Consider the following 20196-nt stretch of genomic DNA (forward strand, 5'->3'; position numbering starts at 1 on the left):
TGATCAACTCGCTTAGAGCTGGGGGGGCTGCCCGCAAGAACCCACTTTGCTGTACTTTTTGCGCCAACAGGTCCGCTGCAAGAACTCAGTCTCAGTAGTGGGTGGGCGGAAACCTTTTTGAAAGTCGCCAGTAAATATGACGAGGCAGAGGCACGGTTGTGGTGAGGGAATGATGCCGGCTTGGCGTATGCCAGAGTCGCAATACCAAGCACTTCCAATGATGGCTTTGGATCGTTTTCAGCGCTTCGGGGCAGGCAAAAATCGGCCAGAAACAGCCAGTCATGACCGGCAGAGAACGGCCAGAAGCGGTCACTCACAGCAGATGTCGATATCAGCCTTGTTCGATAAAGGATAAGAATCCAGTTTAGCTTTTGACGCTTGCCCACTCTTTAATCAGCTCTGGAAAGCCTGCACCGGCGAAGTCATCGCCTAACCTGCGAGCTCGGCCCGTTCAGATTCATCCAGATGCTCCAGCAGCACCGCTATCGTTGCATCCCGCAGCTTGATTGCCTCTATCCAGCCCGGCCCCTGCGCCAACAGCGCAGGGCAGACATTGACGTGGATTGCACCGTGGCGCGGGAACCACTGACCGTCGCGCAGCACCCTGCGCGTGCCGCGGATTGCGACCGGCAGCAGCGGCACGCCGACACGCGCGGCGAGCACGAAGGCGCCCATGTGGAAGGTGCGCAAGCCTGGTTCCCGGGTAAAGGTCCCCTCGGGGAAGAACACCAGCGGCTGGCCAGCCTGTAGCGCCTCGGCCAGGGGCTCGGTGTCTGCGGCGCTGCGCTGCAGGTCGAAGCGTTCGACAAAGCGGGCGCCGAGCTTGCGCAGGAACAGGCCGGCAATCCACTGCTCAGCCAGTTCGCGCTTGGCAACGAAGCTGAACTGCGGCGGCAGGGCTGCGCAGAGAATGATGCCGTCGAGGTAGCTGGCATGGTTTACGGCCAGCACGCTCACCCTTGACTCTGGCAGGCGCTCCAGCCCCGTGACGCTGAACGGCACCCCCGCCAGGCGCACGAACAGCCGTGCGGCTGCGCGGGTAAAGCTGCGGCACCAACGCTGGCGCGGCAGGAGCGCGACGCCCAGCCAGGTCAGCGGTGTGACCAGCCAGAACAGCAGCCAGATGTAAGCGGCATACAGCGCGGCACGGCAGCTCCGCCAGCTGCGGCCGATATGCCCGCGTACGGCCTGCAGCACCAGGCGCAGTAACTGACGCCACACAGCAAGGTGCGGCCGATCCACTTCGCCTCGCTCATACAGTTCGCGGCTGGCAGCACGGCGAATCTTGCCGCTGGAGGTCTTCAGTACGCTATGCGGTGGCGCCAGAACGATGTCGTCAGGCGGCACACCGGTGAGGTCGACCACGATGCGATTGACTTCCTGCTGCAGGCGTTGCCGCGCGGCAGCTTCCTTCTCGTAGCTTTCCGCCAACACCACCAGGCGCTCGGTGCCGGTGGCCGGGTCAGGACTGCCGAACACCGCAATGCAGCCTTTGCGCAGACCGGGCAAGTTGCCGACCGCCGCTTCGACATCATAGGGATAGATGTTGCGCCCGGCACGGATGATCAGGTCCTTGGCGCGGCCGGTCAGGTAGACCTCACCGCCTGCCATGTAGGCGAAGTCGAGCGAGTCGAACCAGCCATCGTGCAGCACCCGGCGGGTCTCTTCGGGGTTACGGTAGTAGCCACCGGTGGTGGACGGACCGCTGAATTGCAGATGACCTTCGCTGCGCTCTGGGACTTCGACCCCGCTGCCATCGACGATGCGAATCTGATGGCCCGGCAGCGGCCGGCCGCTGGAGACGAAGCGCAGCGTTGCGCTGGCGTCGGCTTCGGCGGGCAGCGCATGGCCGCGGGCCTGGAACGCCTCGCGCTGCACCCGGTCGATCAGCGGCCCTCGGTTCAAAGGAGGAAACGCCACGCCCAACGTGGCCTCGGCCAACCCATAGACCGGCGCCAGCGCGGTGGGCGCCAAGCCATAGCGAACGAAACGCTCGGTGAAGCGTTGCAAAGTATCCGGGCTGACCGGCTCGGCACCATTGAAGGCCACGCGCCAACTGCTCAGGTCCAGGCCCTCGAGGTCGGCGTCAGCGAGTTTGCTCAGGCACAGTTCGTAGGCGAAGTTGGGCGCCGCCGACAACGTGCCGCGCAAGCGATCGATGGTCCATAGCCAACGCGCCGGCCGCGCAAGGAAAGCCAACGGCGACATCAGCACCAGGCTGTAGCCGTAATACAGGCTGCCCAGCCAGGCACCGATCAGGCCCATGTCGTGGTACATGGGCAACCAACTGACGAACACGTCCTGCGGCCCCACCTTCAGCGCCCTGCCCATGGCGCGCAGATTGGCCAGCACGTTGGCATGGCTGACCATTACACCCTTGGGCTGGCCAGTACTGCCCGAGGTGTACTGCAGGAAGGCGATGTCATCCGGTTGCCGCGCCGGTGTGACACACTCGCCCCCCGCGCCTGTCAGCTCGGCCACACTGGCGATGCGAGTCAGACTCGGTACCTGCGGCTGGAGCAATCGGGCGAGCAGCTTCGCTTGCGGCACAGTAATCAGCACTTTGACTTCGGCGTTGCGCAGGATGCCGGCCTGGCGGCGCAGATGATCCTCTATCTGCGACAGGCGTAGCGGTGGGTAGATGGGCACCGGCACACCACCGGCCAACAGAGTTCCGAAAAAGCCATGGAGAAAGTCGCGCCCGGTGGGCAGCATCAGGGCCACGGTCTGACCCGCCTGCAAGCCACTGCGTTGCAGTCCTGCGGCAACGGCCAGAGCGTCCTGGTGCAAGGCGCCATAACTGATGTCCTCCAGCTGCTCACTTTCATCCAGCAGGCGCACATGGGGACGTTGCGGCTGATGGCGCACATGCCATTCCAGCACCTCGATCAAGGTCCGCGCGGCGTCCGGCGTCTGCCCCGTTGCTGTCGGGGCCTCGCTGGAGTCGCTGGAGGACAACGGACGTACCGACTCGGCACCCTGTCTGCTGTGCAGTACGCGCAGTACATCGCCGGGGGTTTCCGCCGAGGCGAACAGACTTTCCGGTAAGCGCACAGCGAATTCGTGCTCGATACGTGACCACAATTCGACTCGGGCCAGACTGTCTACGCCCAGGTCCCGGTCCAACACGCTGTGCAAGGTGACGTGCAAACCTTCTGCCACCTGCGGGCGCAACTCGACCACGGTGCGCCGGACAATTTCGAGCAATTTCTCCGCGTCCCCATCGGAATGGGGAACGGCGCACGTTTCTGGAGGCGGACGAGACATCGGCGGCCCCTCATGACAGGACACTCTGTGTGTAGATCCTTGCCAATTGCCATTATGCGCCTATGGCGGCGACTGGGAATGCCATCATCGATTGCTGCGCTCGCGGGATGGCGGAGCCAGGGCTAGGCTCTCAAGGACGCAGCGCCTATGGAGAGATCGCCATGCCAGCCAGCCTTGCCCCCGGAGTGACACGCCGAGAAATCTGGGCCTGGGCGATGTTCGATTTCGCCAACTCCGGCTACACGACAGTGGTGATCACAGCCGTCTTCAATGCCTACTTCGTCGCTGTGGTCGCCAAGGGCGAAGCCTGGGGTACGCTGGCTTGGACCAGCGCCACTGCCCTCTCCTATGTCCTGATCATCCTGACCGCGCCGCTGATCGGCGCCTACGCCGACGCCTTCGCCTGCAAGAAGCGCCTGCTGCTGTTCAGCACGCTCGGTTGCGTCGTCTTCACTGCTGGACTCGCGCTGGCCGGGCCGGGGGAGCTCGGTGTCGCGATCCTGTTCATCGTGCTATCCAACTTCTGCTTCGGCTGCGGCGAGAACCTGATCGCCGCCTTTCTGCCCCAACTCGCCCGTGCGGAGGCCTTGGGCAAGGTGTCCGGTTGGGGCTGGGGGTTCGGCTATCTCGGCGGTCTGGTCAGCCTGGGCGCCTGCCTGGCCTTTGTCAGCCGGGCCCAGGCGCAGGGCCAGACTGCAGCGCAGTTCGTGCCGGTGTGCATGCTGATTACCGCGGCCCTGTTCGCCGTAGCCAGCGTGCCGACCTTCCTGTTCCTGCGCGAACGCAGCCAGCCGCAGCCAGGGCGCGGCGACATACCTATGGCGCAAGCGGCGCTGGCGCGCTTTGCGCAAACGCTGCGCGAAGCCGACCGCTATCGTGACCTGCTGCGCTTCCTTGCCTGCACCGTCTGCTACCAGGCCGGTATCTCGGCGGTGATCACCCTGGCGGCCATCTATGCCAATCAGGTCATGAGCTTCAGTACCCAGGACACGCTGCTGCTGATTTTCGTGGTGAACATCACGGCCGCCATCGGTGCCGTGCTGTTCGGTTGGCTGCAGGACCGCCTCGGCCATCGCGCCACGCTGGCGCTGACCCTGCTGGGCTGGCTCAGCATGGTCGGTCTGGTCTGGTTCGCCAGTGGCCCCGGGCTGTTCTGGCTGGCGGCCAACCTCGCCGGCCTGTGCATGGGCTCAAGCCAATCGGCCGGCCGCGCGATAGTCGGTCTGCTGGCGCCGCCGACGCGCCTGGCGGAGTTCTTCGGCCTCTGGGGGCTGGCGGTCAAACTGTCGGCAATCCTCGGCCCCATGACTTACGGCCTGACCAGTTGGCTGTCCGGTGGCGATCACCGCTTGGCGATGCTGATCACCGGCAGCTATTTCGTGGTCGGCCTGCTGATCCTGGCCGGCGTCGACCTCGAGCGCGGGCGGCAGGCAGCTGTCAGCCGTACCGAGAATCTCGGAAAGTGAGAGGGATTGTCCATATTGAGTCAGTTTTCGCCTGTCGCGACTGCCTCAATTCGGCCATATACGGACGGTCGAACGCTTACTTTTCTCGATGGCTATTGCAAAGGCTGGATTGCAGCGCTCCGGCTACCGGCGAACGCACTCGTGCCAAGCCAGCGCCACAAGTTTTCCGCATCCTGCACAGCGCCGTCTACACGCAGCTCTCGCGACTGAAGAACCTCCCTTGGTGTGCGATCGCCGGTCCACACCTCGGTCAACGCGCGCACGCTAGAGTCCACGACGAGCGTGAGTTCGCGTCCGGGGTCGTCGCGGCACAGATCTGCCACACCATGTTCGACCACAAGCCACCACTCTTGCTCGCCGGACCGCGCGTCGCGGAACTTGAAGTGGATGACCACCGACCGGGACGGGAACATCTCGATGCGCGCGAACCGGCGCACGTCCCACATGAGCAGGCCCGCGTCGAGTTCGTTATCGCGAAGGCGACTGCCGATCCAACGCGCGCCCCAATGGCCTAGCGCCATGATGATGGGGCGCAATTCCTCGCCTGCGTCGGTCAGGCTGTACTCCCAGACTTTGCCTGCGGCCGTGCGATGTATAACACCGATATCTTCCAGGTGGCGCAGCCGCTGTGCCAGCAAGCTGGTGGACATCCGTGGTACGCCACGGTGCAGTTCATTGAAGCGCTTACTGCCGCATAGCAGCTCGCGCACGACCAAGGGCGTCCAGCGCTCGCACAGTGCTTCAGCACCGCGCGCGACCGTACAAAACTGACCGTAGCTTTCTTCCATCGCCTGTACTCCGCAACTACAACGCTTCAGATTCTGAACTAGCCTCGCGACTTCGCCACGTGCACGCTCAAACCTGCGAAAGCCACCGTCTCAGGAGAACGCCATGACCAAGATAGCCATCATTCAGCGGCCGCCAGTGCTGCTCGATCGCAGCGCGACAATCGCCCGAGCCGTGCAATCGGTCGCTGAGGCCGCGGCGGCGGGAGCCTCGCTGATCGTTTTACCCGAACAGTTCATTCCAGGTTACCCGTCATGGATCTGGCGGCTGGCGGCGGGAAGGGACGGGGCTTTAATGGGCCAGTTGCATGCACGGCTGCTGGCCAACGCCGTCGATATTGCGAACGGTGACCTGAGCGAATTGTGCGAAGCCGCCAGCGTTCACGCCGTGACGATCGTGTGCGGCATCAATGAATGCGAGCGGCGCCATGGCGGCGGCACGCTCTACAACAGCGTAGTCGTAATCGGTACGAACGGCGAAGTGCTCAACCGCCACCGCAAGCTGATGCCAACCAATCCCGAGCGCATGGTGCATGGCTTCGGTGATGCAAGCGGGTTACGTACGGTCGATACACCGGTCGGCCGTGTTGGCACACTCATCTGCTGGGAAAGCTACATGCCGCTGGCACGCTATTCACTGTATGCCCAAGGGGTGGAGATCTACATCGCACCCACGTATGACAGTGGCGATGGCTGGATCAGCACGATGCGCCACATTGCACTAGAAGGTCGATGCTGGGTGATCGGCAGTGGCACCTTGCTGCGCGGCAGCGACATTCCCGACGACTTTCCGGCTCGCATGCAACTGTTTCCCGATCCGGACGAGTGGATCAACGACGGCGACTCGGTGGTGGTCAACCCTCAAGGCCGGATCACAGCCGGTCCCTTACACCGAGAGGCAGGCATTGTGTATGCGGACATCGACGTCTCACTCGTGGCGCCAGCGCGGCGGACGCTCGACGTCACCGGGCACTATGCGCGCCCTGACATTTTCGAACTGCAGGTGCGACGCACGCCGGCGACAGCGGTGCGCTACATCGACGGGTGAAGCCAACCAACGCTCAGGCGATCCATCCCAACTTCGGCGGTATGCGTAACAACTGATGAAGGAGTCATTCCATGAGCATTCAAAGGTCTTACAAAGGCAGTTGTTTTTGCGGCGCAGTCGAGTTCACCGTCAGCGGTGAGCCGGCCGCAATGGGCTATTGCCATTGCGAGTCGTGTCGACATTGGTCAGCCGCGCCGGTCAATGCCTTCACGCTGTGGAAACCCGAGGCGGTGCAAGTAACTCGGGGGGCTGACAACATTGGCACCTACAACAAGACACCGCAGAGTTATCGCAAATGGTGCAAGAGTTGCGGCGGGCACATCTTCACCGAACACCCCGGGATGGGGCTCATCGATGTGTATGCCGCTGTCATCCCGGATCTCGCGTATTCGCCAGGCGTTCACGTCCACTATCAGGAGGCCAGGCTGCGCATCAAAGACGGGCTGCCCAAGCTGAAGGATATCCCCAGCGAATTGGGGGGATCGGGCGTCAGCGTGGACGAATAGCGCTGGCACCGATGGGTGTGATCGGGCGGCAGTTTCGGGCGCAGGTGGCGCAAGGTCTACTCTGAGCGCGTCGAGAATGCGCGCTCCAGTCGCGTACGACAGTGCCGCGTGCCTTTGGCCCTCGCAGTGCACATGCTTGCAGTCGGTATCACTGTCGCGGCTCCATCTCTACAGGCGGCGGAACAGACTGATCCGGCCGAGACTGGAAGTTATTTGACCCTGGCGCCTATCGCTATCACGGAGACTGCCACCCAAGAGCGAATCGGCGTCACCGAAGACACCCACTCTTTCACCACTGACGCTGCGCGCACGGCGACACCGTTGAGCATGTCGCTGCGCGAAACTCCGCAGTCGGTCAGTGTCGTCACCCAGCAGCGCATTCAAGACCAGGATCTGCGTACGATCCTCGACGTGGTCAACAATGCCACGGGTGTGTCGGTCAACCGTTACGAGACCAGCCGGGCACAGTTCAACGCCCACGGCTTTGAGCTCAACTCGCTGATGATCGATGGTGTACCTACCATCTTCGAGCAGCCTTGGAGTTCAGGGGAAATCTTCAGCAGCCTGGCCATGTACGACCGCGTTGAAGTGGTCCGTGGCGCCAACGGCTTGATGACCGGCGCGGGCGACCCTTCCGCGTCTCTCAACATGGTACGCAAGCGCGCCTACAGCACTGACCTGAAGGGTTCGGTAGAACTGAGCGCCGGCACATGGGACACCTATGGCGTCGAGGCCGATGTGTCCACGGCGTTGAACAAGGAAGGCACCATTCGCGCACGGCTGGTCGGGGAAACCAACGAAGGCGATACCTGGATCGACATGAACTCCAACAAGCGCCAGACCCTCTACGGCACGATGGACATCGACCTGACGCCCGACACCACGCTGTGGTTCGGTTTGAGCCACCAGGAAAACAACGCCGACTCGCCGATGTGGGGTGGCCTGCCGGTCTGGTACGCGGACGGCAGCCGTACAAACTGGAGTCGCTCGAAGACAACCTCCGCCAAATGGAGCAAGTGGGACACCACCTACGATACCTACTTCGTCAATCTCGATCACACCTTCGCCAACGACTGGCAGGTCAACCTCAGCTACAACCGTGGCGAGCGAACCGGCGACTCTTCCCTGCTGTACCCCTCTGGCAATCCGGGCCAGAACGGTAGTGCCGGTATGTCTTCGTTCCCGGCGACCTACAAGACCAAGACCACCCAGGACGACTACGGCATCCGCTTCAATGGCCCGTTCTCGCTGCTGGGCCGCGAGCATGAAGCGGCCTTCGGTTATGTAGACAGCAAGCAGAAATTCGATGCCGATGCACTCAATGCGCAAACCGGCTTTGACGGTGTTGCCAACTTCGATGCCTACAACGGCGATTTTCCGGAACCGATCTGGGGCCCGCGGACAGACTACGGCTACAGCGAAACCCGGCAGGTAACTACGAGAAGATCCAGCAGGATGCCTATGCCCTGGTCAACCTGATGGCTCGCTACGAGATCACCGAAAACCTCTCGGCGCAGGTGAATGCTGACAACGTCACCGACGAGAAGTACTTCGACATCTTCGATGCCTATGGTGCCCTTACGTACGGCGCACCGCGCAGCATCACAGCTTCAGCGAAGTATCGCTTCTAAGGCACCAGGCGGGTCGGCGCAGTTCAATGCGGCCCCAAGTGACACGACGAAAACTCAAGCTCGCACCAGATTGGCCAGCAACAGCACCGAACCTTCCAACGCTTGGCGATTTGACTGCGAGCAACTTCCAAAATGACATTCGCCAGCCGAAAAACCAATTTCTGCGCGAGCAAGTGATCAGCCATCCATCACAGTATTTTCACATCCATTGGCATACGGTCGATCCAGCTCCTTTTGTGTTTTCCAGCCCGCACTCCCCATCGCGGGCTTTTTTTCGTCTACTCGATTCAATTCGAATGAAACAACAAGACGCCCCCAGCATTTCTTCGGCCATGAACCTTTGGATTTCAAATTGCGTAAAGGGGTCTATCAATGGGGCCGAAAAAACTGTTCGTTCACAACACATCCCCCAAGTGCCAATCGACCCAGCCCACAGTCGATTAGCTAAACTTCATGAGTAAACCACTTCGCGCGACCCTGAAAAATCAGGAGGCGAACCATGAGCAAACAACCTCAACCCCAAAGCCGCTCCAACCCTCAACCCAGATCCCGCCCGCTAGTGCCGAACCTGCCGAGCAAAACCGGCAACAAGTCCGGTGGTTTGCGCGGCAACTATCCGTCGAAAAAGTCGTAATGACCTCGGGTGTACGACAGGCCTTGCAACGGAGCCTGTCGTACTCCCCGTCACTTCAGCATTACTTGCCTCTATATCGGACATTGTTTTCCACAAGCGACGTCGTACCTGCCAAGAATGATGGCCAAGGGCTACGCTCTCCACGGCTTCTCAAATACACCTCGACCTTGCCGGCAATCGATTTGCCACAATGGCTCAAGCGATAAAAATCCTGTGGCGAGGGAGCTTGCTCCCGCTGGACTGCACAGCAGTCCCATTTTTTGGGGCCGCTTCGCAGCCCAGCGGGAGCAAGCTCCCTCGCCACGGGGTCGGTGTCAGGTTTTTCTTCCGGTATCAGTCCTACCTCAGCTTTTTCCCGGTTCGTATACATGGAGTAAGCGTACATGCCCTTCCCCCCTCGTTTCCTCGACCACTACCGCAAAGCCGACCGCATCATGCTGGGCCTGATCTGGCTGATGTTCGCTTTCGCTGTCGGCCTGGCGTTCTGGCACGACACCTTCAAGCAGGCGCTGCTGGTGGGCGGTGGCACCAGTGTGTTGTTGACGCTGCTGTATCGCGCCATCGGCGGGTCGCGGTTGATGCGCTGTTTACTGGGCGTGGGTTTGATGGTGATGGCGGCGCTGCATATCAATCAGGCCGAGGGGGTGATTGAGTCGCACTTCGGGATTTTTGCGTTGTTGGCGGTGTTGACGTTTTATCGGGACTGGCTGCCGATTCTGGTGGCGGCAGTGGCGATTGCGCTGCATCACGTGGTGTTTCATGTGCTGCAGCATCAGGGTTTTCCGGTGTTTGTGATGGCCCATCACGGTGGCTGGACGATGGTGTTCGTTCACGCCTTTTATGTGGTGATGGAGACCGTCGCACTGCTCTATCTGGCGCTGCACAGTCAGGCCGACGCGGTGGAAAGCCAGGACATGCTGGACAAGATGCTCGCCACCACGTCCCAGTTCACCGCTGGTGCCGGCCAGGGTGACAAGGCGCAAGTGCATGTGTCGCTGGCGCAGCGCTTCGATCAGTTCCTGGGGCAGATCACCGCGTTGGTGGACGGCGTGGTGCGTGACTCTCAGGGTTTGGGTCAGTTGGGCCAGGAGTTGGCCAAGGCCAGTAATACACTGGAGAAAGGCGCGAAGCATCAGTTGACGGAAATCGCGCAGATGACCAGTTCGATGCAGCGCATGGGCGATGCGATGGAGCACATCGTGGTGCATGTCGAGCATGCCGTTGAACATGCCGGCCAGGCCAGCGCGCAAGTCACCCGTGGGCAGGAAAGCGTGAACCGTGCGCGGCAGGAAATCACCCAGTTGGCGTCGCGCCTGGAAGGCACCAACCAGACCGTGCAGGTGCTGGCCGGGCAGGCGCAGCAGATCGGAAAGGTGCTGGAAGTGATCAGCAGCATTGCCGAGCAGACCAACTTGTTGGCGCTCAACGCGGCGATTGAAGCCGCCCGTGCCGGCGAGCAAGGCCGGGGCTTTGCGGTGGTGGCCGATGAAGTGCGCAGCCTGGCGCAACGCACGGCGGTGTCCACCAAGGAAATCCGGACCATCATCGAGGCCTTGCAGCAAGGCAGCCGCAAAGCCGTGGAGGCCATGCAGGACAGCCGCGAAGGTGTGGAGCGCTGTGTCGAGGACAGTCAGTTGGCGGCGGCGATGTTGCAGGCGGTGGGCAGCGACATCTTGCAGATTGATGAACTCAACGGGCGGATCGTCACGACGACCCGCGAACAGTCCACGGCGAGTTTCGAGATTGTCGGGCGCTTGCAGTCGGTGCAGAGCATTGCGCAGAACACAGCGGATGATGTGGAAACCCTGGCGTTGAGCAGTCGGCGCTTGCCGCCTATTGCGACTCGGCTGGATGCGTTGGGGCGGACGTTTCATCAGTGATGTTCGACGCGGGAAGTTTTCCGTTGGTCGAACTTATTTGATCTATAGATTCAATAAACCTATCTTTGAGTCTATGGAGTCAAGATAGGTATTGATCATGGCCGTCCCCCTGCAACCCCAATCCTTCAGCAAAAACCAATGCGTCACCGGTCTGCGCGCCGCCGTGAGCATTCTGGAAAAGTGGAAAGCCACCAGCGACCAGGCCTGTCGCATCCTGCGTATTTCCCGCAGTACCTACACCCGCGCCCGTCAGCGTGACCCGGATTGGGCGGTGGCGCTGGATGCGGATCAGATGCAGCGCATCAGCTTCGTGCTGAACATGCACGCGACGTTGCGGCTGGTGTTCGACAACCCGGATAACGTCTATGGCTTTGCCTCCATGGCCAACGACAACGAGTTTTTCAACGGGCGTTCGCCGCTGGAGATCATGGCCCAGGGCGACATGATTTCGCTGTATGAAACCTTCCGCCGCATCGACATGCTGCGGGGTGCGCAATGGTGATGGCGAGTGAGCTGGCGGTGTTTGCCGGTCAGTCGTTGCAGGCTTATCGCCTGGTCAATTCGAAGTTTCCACCCATTGCATTGTTTGATGATGTGGCGGATGCGGATGAGTTTGAGCTGTTGTTCGAGATTCAGGCGTTGACCAATCCACGGTTGAAGAATGAGGTGGGTCAGCTGGAGTTGATTGCGCGCAGCGAGATTCCGTTCGGCATTCCCGGTTGCTCCTACGCGATTGCGCCCTTTACCCACGTCAATCCGGCGGGCTCGCGCTTCAGTGACGGCAGTTTTGGCGTGTTGTACCTGGCGGACTCGATGGAAGCGGCGTTGGCCGAGGTGCGGCATCACCAGGCGCTGTATTGGTCGAAGGTGCCGAGGCTGAACTATGAGCGGTTTGTGTTTCGGGGGTTGGCGTGTGCCTTTGGCGGTGGCGGGATGAAGGACGCTACTGCCCTGCCACTGACCGATCCGGTGTATGCGCCGGACGACTACAGCCATTCCCGTGTGCTGGGGCGGGCGGTGCGGGATGCCGGTTGTCCGGGTTTGCGTTATCACTCGGTGCGCATGCCTGGCAGTTATTGCTGGGCGTTGATGACGCCGAGGCCGGTTGCGTCGATTGTGCAGACGGCGCATTACGAGATGGTCTGGAATGGGCAGATCACCAGTGTGAGTCAGATCAGTGAGGCCTGATGGCCTCACCACAAAAAGAGGTGCTTATACAGGCGGTGTTCGAGCCATTGACAGCATCGATAGTCACCATTGATTCAATGAAGTTCTCTTAAAAAATCCCCGGCGTAACATCTGCTCCATACCAACCCATAAGCACCCAGGAGCACACCATCATGAAACGCCAGACCCTCCTCAGCATCGCTTTCTCGGTTTTCGCAGTTAACGCTTTCGCCGCAAACTCTGCTCAACCTGTGGTCGCTGAAAGCGGTTCGGATCGTCTGATTGAAAGCCGTGTGGCCGAGGGTGGTTCCGATCGCCTGATCGAAAACCGTGTGGCCGAAGGCGGTTCGGATCGCCTGCTGGAAAAACGTGTTGCCGAAGGCGGCTCCGACAAGCTCCTGCAAAACCGCGTTGCCGAAGGCGGTTCCGACAAGCTGCTGCAGAACCGCGTCGCTGAAGGTGGTTCGGACCGCTTGATCGAAAGCCGCGCTGTCTGAATGCAGTGCTTGACCGCAGGACTCAACGAAAAGCCCGGCCTCAACAGCCGGGTTTTTTCGTGGTTCACTGTTTGATGGGTGTTACGAGCACCTTTTCCTCGGTGTCGAGGACGAACACCGCCAACAGGCGTGCCGGTTGGGTGTCGCTGGCGTTGGCGCTGACCAGGTGCACGGAACCCGGCTCCTCTACGAAGTTTTCACCGACGTTGTAGATCTTTTCCGGTTCGCCTTTGACCTCGATGCGAAACGAGCCCTCCAGCACCGTTGCATAGATGAAGGCCGTTTTCGGATGGGTGTGGGCCGGCGATGCGGCACCCGGCCCATACTCGACGACCACGCCCCTCATGCTCTTGCCGGGGATGTTGGGAATGGGACGGTCGAACACCACCGTCACCTTGCCGGGGGGCGGCTCGGCGGCCGTTGCGGCGCTGATCGAGAGCGCGGCGAAGACAGCGGCCATTAGCAATCGGGTAACCATGGGATTTCTCCTGGATTGGTAGGGAAATGTGAGGGTGCGATTCGTTACTGCGCCGTCGACCGGGCGAGCCAGTCGTCGAAGCGAATCGCCCCCAGGCGTGCGTTCTTGCCGGTGACCAGCGATTGATCGTTGAGCACGGCGCCGAAGTAGCGCGCATGCACGACCGGCACGACCTTGCGGTTGTCCTGGGTCGCCCGCAGATAGCGCCTGGCCAGTTCGTCGATCGGCATGGTTTCCGGGCCGCCGACTTCAACGGTGCCATTGACCGGTGCTGCCAGCACGACATCGGCCAGCGCCGCCACCACGTCGTCGGACGCAATCGGCTGGATCAGCGCCGGAGAAGCATGAATCTCATCGCCGACGGCGAACGACTGGACAATGCCTCCGGCAAACTCGGAGAACTGCGTGGCACGCACAATGGTGTAAGGCATGCCCGACGCCTTGATAAGGGCCTCCTGCGCGACCTTGGCCCGGAAATAGCCGGTATCGGGAAGCCGTTCACTCCCGACAATCGACAGGGCAACGTGATGACGAACCCCGGCGGCGGCTTCGGCAGCCAGCAGGTTACGGCTCGACGTTTCAAAGAAATCGAGAACGGCCTGGTCCTCCCACGACGGCGCGTTCGCCACGTCGACCACCACATCAGCACCATCCATCGCTTCGGCCAGGCCTTCGCGGGTGATGCTGTTCACGCCCGTGCTTGGGCTGGCGGCGAGCGCGTCATGGCCGCGCTCGCGCAGGGTGTTCACAAGTTTCGATCCGATGAGGCCGGAGCCTCCGATGACGACGATCTTCATGACTGTTCTCCACTTGTCGACTGCAACCATTGCGTCGGTGTAGAGAGATTGCCTGCGCGCACCAGGCAAGTCCTTGCGCCGGGCTTGGGTTTGCCTTGGCGAACGCTTGGATTTATGTCCAAGGCTACTGAGGTTACTCCAGCCGCCCTTGCCGCAGACGGTGCAGCGGGTGTCGAGCTGCCGTATCATCTGCCTCAGTTACCAACCGCCAGCCGCCTGGGACACGGAGTTGAGGGCGCTTCGCCAGGGGATGCTCAACTTGTCATTCACGTTTGAAGACTACGTACTCGATCAGGAGCGCCGGGAACTGACCTTGCGCGGACAAGTCGTGGCCGTCGGCCCGCAGGTCTTCGACCTGTTGCTGCTGTTCGTCAACAATCCCGATCGCGTCGTCAGCAAGGACGAATTGCTCAAGGCGGTGTGGGGCGACCGGATCGTTTCGGAATCGACGATCACCAGCCACATCAATGCCGTGCGCAAGGCCATCGGCGATACCGGTGAGGAGCAGCGCCTGGTACGCACCGTTGCCCGCAAAGGCTATCGCTTCGTTGGCCGGATCAACGGGGACTTGACCGGGGAAGCGCGGCAACCCGATATCGATGAGCGCGCGAGCGCTGCCCCGAAACCAATCCCCTCTTCCATGCTCGTCCTGCCGGACAAACCCTCGATCACCGTCCTGCCTTTCCAGAACCTGAGCGGTGATCCGGAGCAGGAGTATTTCGCCGATGGCGTGGTGGAGGACATCATCGCCGCCCTGTCGCGTATCCGCTGGCTGTTCGTCATCGCGCGCAATTCGAGCTTCACCTACAAGGGCCAGGCCGTGGACGCCCAGGGCGTCGGCCAGGCGTTGGGTGTGCGCTACGTGCTCGAAGGCAGCGTGCGCAAATGCGGGAACAGGCTGCGCATTACCGGGCAACTGATCGACGCGACGACCGGGATGCACATCTGGGCGGAGCGCTTCGAAGGCCTGCTCGACGACATCTTCGAATTGCAGGACCAAATCACCGAAAGCGTCGTCGGTGCCATCGCGCCACAACTGGAACGGGCAGAAATCGAACGCGCCAAACGCAAGCCGACGGAAAGCCTGGACGCCTACGACTACTACCTGCGGGCCATGGCAAAACTGCACAGCGGCAGCCGGGAAGCCATCGAGCAGGCGCTGCCGATGTTCTACCAGGCCATCGAACTCGATGGGGAATTCGCTTCGGCCTATGGCATGGCCGCCTGGTGCCACTTCTGGCGCAAGCTCAATGGCTGGATGACCGATCGACCAGCAGAAATCGCCGAGGGCATACGGCTCGCGCGTCTGGCGGTGACCCTCGGCCGCGATGATGCCGTCGCGTTGACCCGGGGCGGACATGCGCTGGCTCATCTCGCCGGCGAAGTCGACGCCGGCATTGCACTGCTCGACCGGGCGCGCCTGCTCAATCCCAACCTCGCCCCTGCCTGGTTCCTGGGCGGTATCCTGCGGGCGCTGCACGGCGAAACAGACGCCGCCATCGAGCATTTGAACCATGCCGTTCGCTTGAGCCCGCTGGATCCGGAAATGTTCAGGATGCAGGTCGGGATGGCCCTTGCGCATTTCTTCGCCGGGCACTTCGATGCCGCCGCGGACTGGGCGGAAAAGGCGCTGGGCAACCTGCCCAGTCTGCTGGTCGCGGCGGCACTGGTGGCGGCCAGTCTTGCACTCGGCGGTCAAATGGATAAAGCGAATCTGGCGATGCAGCGTCTGCAAAAGCTTGATCCATCTTTGCGTCTGTGCACCCTCAAGGGCTGGCTGCCCATTCAACGGCCTGAGGATTTCGCCCGGTTCGTCGATGGACTGCGCAAGGCGGGGTTGCCGGAGTGATGGGTCGCTGAACACGACTTTCACCTGGCAAAACTTGCACTTTGCAACGGTAAGCTAAGCTTTGATCAACTCGTTGCTTTTGATGCTCGGTTCTGCAGGTTTTGGGTTTTTCTGGAGAGCGTCTGCAACAGCTATCCCAGACTGGCCCAAACCTTTCACGCAGGACTGCCGTGATGACAGAGCCCCTCCTCAGCTTTGATGCACTCAAGCGCGCCGCTGCCGCCGGCGAAATCGATACCGTGCTGGTCTGCATGGTCGACATGCAGGGACGCCTGGTCGGCAAGCGCTTTCAGGTCGAGTTTTTCATCGACAGCGGTCATGAAGAAACCCACTGTTGCAACTACCTGCTGGCCGACGACATCGACATGGAGCCGGTGCCGGGTTACGCCGCGGCCAGTTGGAGCAAGGGTTACGGCGATTTCGTGCTCAAGCCCGACATGTCCACCCTGCGGCGCGTGCCCTGGCTTGAATGCACGGCGCTCGTGCTGTGCGACGTGCTCGATCATCACCATCGCCAGGACCTGCCCCACAGCCCGCGGGCGATTCTGAAAAAGCAGGTCGAGCGCCTGCGCGAGCGCGGCTATACCGGCATGTTTGCCTCGGAGCTCGAGTTCTATCTGTTCGATGAGAGCTACGAGGCGATCCACCAGCGCAACTATCACAAACCGAAGACCGCCGGCCATTACATCGAGGACTACAACATCCTCCAGACCACCCGCGAAGAGCCGGTGCTGCGGGCGATCCGCAAGCACTTGCAGGCTTCGGGCATTCCCGTGGAAAACTCCAAGGGTGAATGGGGCCCTGGGCAGGAAGAGATCAACATCCGCTACGCCGACGCCCTGACCATGGCCGACCACCACGTCATCATCAAGCACGCCTGCAAAGAGATCGCGCAGTTGCAGGGCAAGGCGATCACCTTCATGGCCAAGTGGCGCTACGACGCCGCCGGTTCCAGCAGTCACATCCATAATTCGCTGTGGGACAAGAACGCCAAAAAGCCGCTGTTCTTCGACGCGAAAGCCGAGTTCGGCATGTCGAAACTGATGCGGGCCTGGGTCGCCGGACAGCTCAAGTACGCCAACGACATCACCTGTTTTCTCGCGCCTTATATCAACTCCTACAAGCGCTTCCAGGCTGGCACTTTTGCGCCGACGCGGGCGGTCTGGAGCCGCGACAATCGCACCGCCGGCTTTCGCCTGTGTGCCGAAGGCAGCAAGGCCATCCGCATCGAATGCCGTATCGGCGGTGCCGACCTCAACCCCTATCTGGCCTTCGCCGCGCTGATCGCGGCGGGCCTGGCCGGTATCGACGAAAAGCTCGATCTGGCGCCGCCGTTCGAAGGCGACGCCTACCTCGACGAGCATTTGCCGGAGGTGTCCAAGACCCTGCGCGCGGCAAGCGCCGCACTGAAGGCCTCCAGCATGTTGCGCGAGGCGTTCGGCGATGAGGTGGTCGACCATTACGTGCACACCGCCGAGTGGGAGCAGAAAGAGTACGACCGGCGAATCACCGACTGGGAATTGCAGCGCGGTTTCGAGCGCTACTGAGATCGCCATGAAAGAGAAGATTCAGATCATTTCCCCGGTCGATGGCCGGGTCTACGCCGAGCGTCACTGCACCGATGTGATCCAGCTCAATCAGGCGCTGACAGCGGCAGCCGCCGCCCAGGCGCAATGGCAACGCCGACCACTGAGCGAACGCGCGGCGTTGTGCAGCGCCGCGGTGGACGCGCTGCTCGCCATGACGGCTGAAATCGTCCCGGAACTGGCTTGGCAAATGGGTCGACCGGTGCGTTTTGGCGCCGGTGAACTGCGCGGTTTCGAGGAACGTGCCCGGCATATGATCGCCATTGCGCCGCAAGCGCTGGCCGCTGTCGAGCCCGCGCCCGTAGCGGGCTTTCGCCGCTATATCAAACGCGAACCGCTGGGCACGGTGTTGGTGATCGCTCCGTGGAATTACCCGTACCTGACCGCGGTGAACACCATCATTCCGGCGCTGATGGCAGGCAACAGCGTAATCCTCAAGCACGCGTCGCAAACCCTGCTGGTGGGCGAGCGTTTTGCCGAGGCCTTTCGCCGCGCGAATTTGCCTGAAGGGCTGTTCCAGAACCTGGTGCTCAGTCATGCCTTGACCGCTGTAGCCATCATTTCCGGAGAGGTACAGCAGGTGAACTTCACCGGCTCGGTGGACGCCGGCAAGGTAGTCCAACAGGCTGCCTTCACCGATTTCCTCGGCATGGGCCTGGAGCTCGGCGGTAAAGACCCGGCCTACGTTCGGGCAGATGCCAACCTTGAGCACGCGGTGGAGAATCTGGTCGACGGCAGCTTCTTCAACTCAGGGCAGAGCTGCTGCGCCGTGGAGCGCATCTATGTCGATCAGAAAATCTATCCGGCCTTTGTCGAGCGCTTCGTCGCGTTGACCCAGCAATACGTGCTGGGCAATCCGCTGGACCCCGCCACCACCCTTGGCCCGCTGGTCTCGCCGGCCGCCGCTGATTCTGTTCGCGGACAGATTGCCGATGCCCTGGCTCAGGGCGCCAAAGCGCTGATCGATCCGAAGTCCTTTGCCGCCGACGTGCCGGGCAGTGCCTACCTGGCACCGCAAGTGCTGGTGGACGTGACCCATCAAATGTCGGTCATGCGCGACGAAAGCTTTGGCCCGGTGGTCGGCATCATGCCGGTGGCCAGTGATGAAGAAGCCATCGCCTTGATGAACGACAGTGAGTTCGGGCTCAGCGCGTCCATCTGGACCCGGGACCTCGCAGCGGCCGAACGCCTGGGCAACTCCATCGCCACCGGCACCGTGTTCATGAACCGCTGCGATTACCTGGACCCGGCACTGGCCTGGACGGGCGTAAAGAACAGTGGGCGCGGCGTCACCCTGTCGCCATTGGGCTACGAGCACCTGACCCGGGCCAAGTCCTTTCATCTGCGTCACGAGGTGTAGACCATGAACCTGACAGGCAACTGGAACTACCCCACGAGCGTTCGTTTCGGAGTCGGGCGCATCGCCGAACTGGCCGAGGTCTGTCGCAGCCAGGGCATCCAGCGCCCCTTGTTGGTGACCGACAGCGGCCTGGCGCGCGCGCCGATTACCACGGCGGCGCTGGACGCATTGCGCGCCGCCGGTCTTGGCGTGGCGCTGTTTTGTGACCTCAAGCCCAACCCGGTGGAAGCCAACCTGGCCGGCGGGCTCGACGCCTGGCGTGCCGGCCAGCACGATGGGGTGATCGCGTTCGGCGGCGGCAGTGGCCTGGACATGGGCAAGCTGATTGCCTTCATGAGCGGCCAGACCCGCCCGGTCTGGGACTTCGAGGACATCGGCGACTACTGGACCCGCGCCGATGACAGCCGCATCGCCCCGGTCATTGCCGTGCCGACCACGGCGGGAACCGGTTCCGAAGTCGGTCGCGCGGCGGTGATCATCGACGAGCGCACCCACACCAAACGCATCATCTTCCACCCGAAAATGATGCCGCGCGTGGTGATCAGCGACCCGGCCCTCACCGTCGGCATGCCGGCCAAGATCACCGCCGGCACTGGCATGGACGCGTTATCCCATTGCCTGGAAGCGTACTGCGCCCCCGGTTTTCACCCCCTGGCCGATGGCATTGCCGTGGAAGGCATGCGCCTGGTGGCCAACTCACTGGTGAAGGCGGTACACACGCCATCGGACCTTGAGGCTCGCGCGCAAATGCTCGCGGCGGCGGCGATGGGCGCCACGGCATTCCAGAAAGGCCTGGGCGGGATGCATGCGCTCTCCCATCCGGTGGGTGCGTTGTACGACACCCATCACGGCATGACCAATGCCACCTTCATGCCCTATGTCCTGCAGTTCAATCGCACCGCCATCGAGGAGCGCATCACCCGCCTGGCGGCGTACCTGCGCCTGCCCTCCCCCGGCTTCGACAGTTTCCTGGCGTTCGTCCTCAAGCTGCGCAAGGACATCGGCGTGCCCCATACCCTGGTTGAACTGGGCGTGGATGACCGGCAGGCCGACCTGATCGCGGACATGGCGATTGTCGACCCTTCCGCCGGCGGCAACCCGCTGCCATTGACCCGGGACGGCGTGGCAAAGATTTTCGATGCGGCGTATCACGGCCGCCTGTAGAGCAGTCGCCTGGCCAGCACTGCGCATGGACAGGTGTGATCCGATAGCGACAGGAGCAGTACGACAAGGGGTTGAAAGCCA

General features: G+C 61.8%; 19 protein-coding genes. 15 read left to right on the forward strand and 4 right to left on the reverse strand.

Going from position 1 to position 20196, the window contains the following annotated elements; genetic code table 11:
- Positions 1-429: 429 nt before the first annotated feature.
- Positions 430-3207 (reverse strand): AMP-binding protein, encoded by a 2778-nt coding sequence (locus AC3IX1_RS17585; protein WP_489385159.1) that lies wholly within the window; start codon positions 3205-3207, stop codon positions 430-432.
- A gap of 221 nt (positions 3208-3428) precedes the next feature.
- Here AC3IX1_RS17585 and AC3IX1_RS17590 point away from each other — a divergent pair, with 221 nt between their 5' ends.
- Complete coding sequence (locus AC3IX1_RS17590) at positions 3429-4733, forward strand: MFS transporter (protein ID WP_489385160.1); 1305 nt, start codon at positions 3429-3431, stop codon at positions 4731-4733.
- A 92-nt stretch (positions 4734-4825) separates the two neighbouring features.
- Here AC3IX1_RS17590 and AC3IX1_RS17595 read toward each other — a convergent pair whose 3' ends face one another.
- Positions 4826-5521, reverse strand: coding sequence for a winged helix-turn-helix transcriptional regulator (locus tag AC3IX1_RS17595; RefSeq protein ID WP_489385161.1), 696 nt, complete (start codon positions 5519-5521; stop codon positions 4826-4828).
- 103 nt (positions 5522-5624) lie between these two features.
- Here AC3IX1_RS17595 and AC3IX1_RS17600 point away from each other — a divergent pair, with 103 nt between their 5' ends.
- The 10 genes from AC3IX1_RS17600 to AC3IX1_RS17645 all read left to right on the forward strand — a co-directional run bounded on the left by AC3IX1_RS17600 (position 5625) and on the right by AC3IX1_RS17645 (position 12881).
- Entirely contained in the window at positions 5625-6566 is a 942-nt protein-coding gene (locus AC3IX1_RS17600; RefSeq protein ID WP_489385162.1) for a carbon-nitrogen hydrolase family protein, read from the forward strand.
- Between the two features lie 71 nt (positions 6567-6637).
- Complete coding sequence (locus AC3IX1_RS17605; protein ID WP_489385163.1) at positions 6638-7072, forward strand: GFA family protein; 435 nt, start codon at positions 6638-6640, stop codon at positions 7070-7072.
- A gap of 132 nt (positions 7073-7204) precedes the next feature.
- Positions 7205-8551, forward strand: coding sequence for a TonB-dependent siderophore receptor (locus AC3IX1_RS17610; RefSeq protein WP_489385164.1), 1347 nt, complete (start codon positions 7205-7207; stop codon positions 8549-8551).
- A complete protein-coding gene (locus AC3IX1_RS17615; RefSeq protein ID WP_489385165.1) occupies positions 8551-8703 on the forward strand; it encodes a hypothetical protein in 153 nt (50 codons plus the stop codon). The genes AC3IX1_RS17610 and AC3IX1_RS17615 overlap by 1 nt, the downstream gene beginning before the upstream one ends.
- A gap of 38 nt (positions 8704-8741) precedes the next feature.
- The gene (locus AC3IX1_RS17620) at positions 8742-9164 is read left to right on the forward strand and encodes a hypothetical protein (protein WP_489385166.1); all 423 of its coding nucleotides are present in this window, start codon (positions 8742-8744) and stop codon (positions 9162-9164) included.
- Between the two features lie 38 nt (positions 9165-9202).
- Positions 9203-9337, forward strand: coding sequence for a hypothetical protein (locus tag AC3IX1_RS17625; RefSeq protein WP_008017234.1), 135 nt, complete (start codon positions 9203-9205; stop codon positions 9335-9337).
- 383 nt (positions 9338-9720) lie between these two features.
- Positions 9721-11217 carry a methyl-accepting chemotaxis protein gene (locus AC3IX1_RS17630; protein ID WP_489385167.1) on the forward strand — a complete coding sequence of 499 codons (1497 nt, stop codon included), beginning with the start codon at positions 9721-9723 and terminating at the stop codon, positions 11215-11217.
- A gap of 97 nt (positions 11218-11314) precedes the next feature.
- A complete protein-coding gene (locus AC3IX1_RS17635; RefSeq protein ID WP_489385168.1) occupies positions 11315-11719 on the forward strand; it encodes an antitoxin Xre-like helix-turn-helix domain-containing protein in 405 nt (134 codons plus the stop codon).
- Positions 11713-12405 carry an RES family NAD+ phosphorylase gene (locus AC3IX1_RS17640; RefSeq protein ID WP_489385169.1) on the forward strand — a complete coding sequence of 231 codons (693 nt, stop codon included), beginning with the start codon at positions 11713-11715 and terminating at the stop codon, positions 12403-12405. Before AC3IX1_RS17635 ends, AC3IX1_RS17640 begins: the two co-directional genes overlap by 7 nt.
- 152 nt (positions 12406-12557) lie before the next feature.
- Positions 12558-12881, forward strand: a complete 324-nt coding sequence (locus AC3IX1_RS17645) for a hypothetical protein (RefSeq protein ID WP_489385170.1) — start codon at positions 12558-12560, stop codon at positions 12879-12881.
- Positions 12882-12945: 64 nt separating this feature from the next.
- Here the strand turns inward: AC3IX1_RS17645 and AC3IX1_RS17650 are convergent, their stop codons facing one another.
- Both AC3IX1_RS17650 and AC3IX1_RS17655 read right to left on the reverse strand, forming a co-directional pair.
- Positions 12946-13359 carry a cupin domain-containing protein gene (locus AC3IX1_RS17650; protein ID WP_489385171.1) on the reverse strand — a complete coding sequence of 138 codons (414 nt, stop codon included), beginning with the start codon at positions 13357-13359 and terminating at the stop codon, positions 12946-12948.
- A 44-nt stretch (positions 13360-13403) separates the two neighbouring features.
- On the reverse strand, positions 13404-14156 hold the full coding sequence (locus tag AC3IX1_RS17655; protein WP_489385172.1) for an SDR family oxidoreductase: 753 nt from the start codon (positions 14154-14156) through the stop codon (positions 13404-13406).
- A gap of 259 nt (positions 14157-14415) precedes the next feature.
- Here AC3IX1_RS17655 and AC3IX1_RS17660 point away from each other — a divergent pair, with 259 nt between their 5' ends.
- The 4 genes from AC3IX1_RS17660 (at position 14416) to AC3IX1_RS17675 (ending at position 20115) form a co-directional block, all read left to right on the forward strand.
- Entirely contained in the window at positions 14416-16005 is a 1590-nt protein-coding gene (locus AC3IX1_RS17660; protein ID WP_489385173.1) for a winged helix-turn-helix domain-containing tetratricopeptide repeat protein, read from the forward strand.
- A gap of 173 nt (positions 16006-16178) precedes the next feature.
- The gene (locus tag AC3IX1_RS17665; protein ID WP_489385174.1) at positions 16179-17552 is read left to right on the forward strand and encodes a glutamine synthetase family protein; all 1374 of its coding nucleotides are present in this window, start codon (positions 16179-16181) and stop codon (positions 17550-17552) included.
- Between the two features lie 7 nt (positions 17553-17559).
- A complete protein-coding gene (locus AC3IX1_RS17670) occupies positions 17560-18951 on the forward strand; it encodes an aldehyde dehydrogenase family protein (RefSeq protein ID WP_489385175.1) in 1392 nt (463 codons plus the stop codon).
- Positions 18952-18954: 3 nt separating this feature from the next.
- Positions 18955-20115 (forward strand): iron-containing alcohol dehydrogenase, encoded by a 1161-nt coding sequence (locus AC3IX1_RS17675; protein WP_489385176.1) that lies wholly within the window; start codon positions 18955-18957, stop codon positions 20113-20115.
- The last annotated feature ends 81 nt before the right edge of the window (positions 20116-20196 follow it).

This window comes from Pseudomonas sp. KH_046_2, from assembly GCF_057838985.1.

Excerpts from the sequence above, each read along its gene's own strand:
- AC3IX1_RS17590 (WP_489385160.1), top strand. The coding sequence starts at position 3,429 with ATGCCAGCCAGCCTTGCCCCCGGAGTGACACGCCGAGAAATCTGGGCC.
- AC3IX1_RS17595 (WP_489385161.1), bottom strand. The coding sequence starts at position 5,521 with ATGGAAGAAAGCTACGGTCAGTTTTGTACGGTCGCGCGCGGTGCTGAA.
- AC3IX1_RS17600 (WP_489385162.1), top strand. The coding sequence starts at position 5,625 with ATGACCAAGATAGCCATCATTCAGCGGCCGCCAGTGCTGCTCGATCGC.
- AC3IX1_RS17605 (WP_489385163.1), top strand. The coding sequence starts at position 6,638 with ATGAGCATTCAAAGGTCTTACAAAGGCAGTTGTTTTTGCGGCGCAGTC.
- AC3IX1_RS17610 (WP_489385164.1), top strand. The coding sequence starts at position 7,205 with ATGCTTGCAGTCGGTATCACTGTCGCGGCTCCATCTCTACAGGCGGCG.
- AC3IX1_RS17615 (WP_489385165.1), top strand. The coding sequence starts at position 8,551 with ATGGCTCGCTACGAGATCACCGAAAACCTCTCGGCGCAGGTGAATGCT.
- AC3IX1_RS17625 (WP_008017234.1), top strand. The coding sequence starts at position 9,203 with ATGAGCAAACAACCTCAACCCCAAAGCCGCTCCAACCCTCAACCCAGA.
- AC3IX1_RS17630 (WP_489385167.1), top strand. The coding sequence starts at position 9,721 with ATGCCCTTCCCCCCTCGTTTCCTCGACCACTACCGCAAAGCCGACCGC.
- AC3IX1_RS17635 (WP_489385168.1), top strand. The coding sequence starts at position 11,315 with ATGGCCGTCCCCCTGCAACCCCAATCCTTCAGCAAAAACCAATGCGTC.
- AC3IX1_RS17640 (WP_489385169.1), top strand. The coding sequence starts at position 11,713 with ATGGTGATGGCGAGTGAGCTGGCGGTGTTTGCCGGTCAGTCGTTGCAG.
- AC3IX1_RS17645 (WP_489385170.1), top strand. The coding sequence starts at position 12,558 with ATGAAACGCCAGACCCTCCTCAGCATCGCTTTCTCGGTTTTCGCAGTT.
- AC3IX1_RS17650 (WP_489385171.1), bottom strand. The coding sequence starts at position 13,359 with ATGGTTACCCGATTGCTAATGGCCGCTGTCTTCGCCGCGCTCTCGATC.
- AC3IX1_RS17655 (WP_489385172.1), bottom strand. The coding sequence starts at position 14,156 with ATGAAGATCGTCGTCATCGGAGGCTCCGGCCTCATCGGATCGAAACTT.
- AC3IX1_RS17665 (WP_489385174.1), top strand. The coding sequence starts at position 16,179 with ATGACAGAGCCCCTCCTCAGCTTTGATGCACTCAAGCGCGCCGCTGCC.
- AC3IX1_RS17670 (WP_489385175.1), top strand. The coding sequence starts at position 17,560 with ATGAAAGAGAAGATTCAGATCATTTCCCCGGTCGATGGCCGGGTCTAC.
- AC3IX1_RS17675 (WP_489385176.1), top strand. The coding sequence starts at position 18,955 with ATGAACCTGACAGGCAACTGGAACTACCCCACGAGCGTTCGTTTCGGA.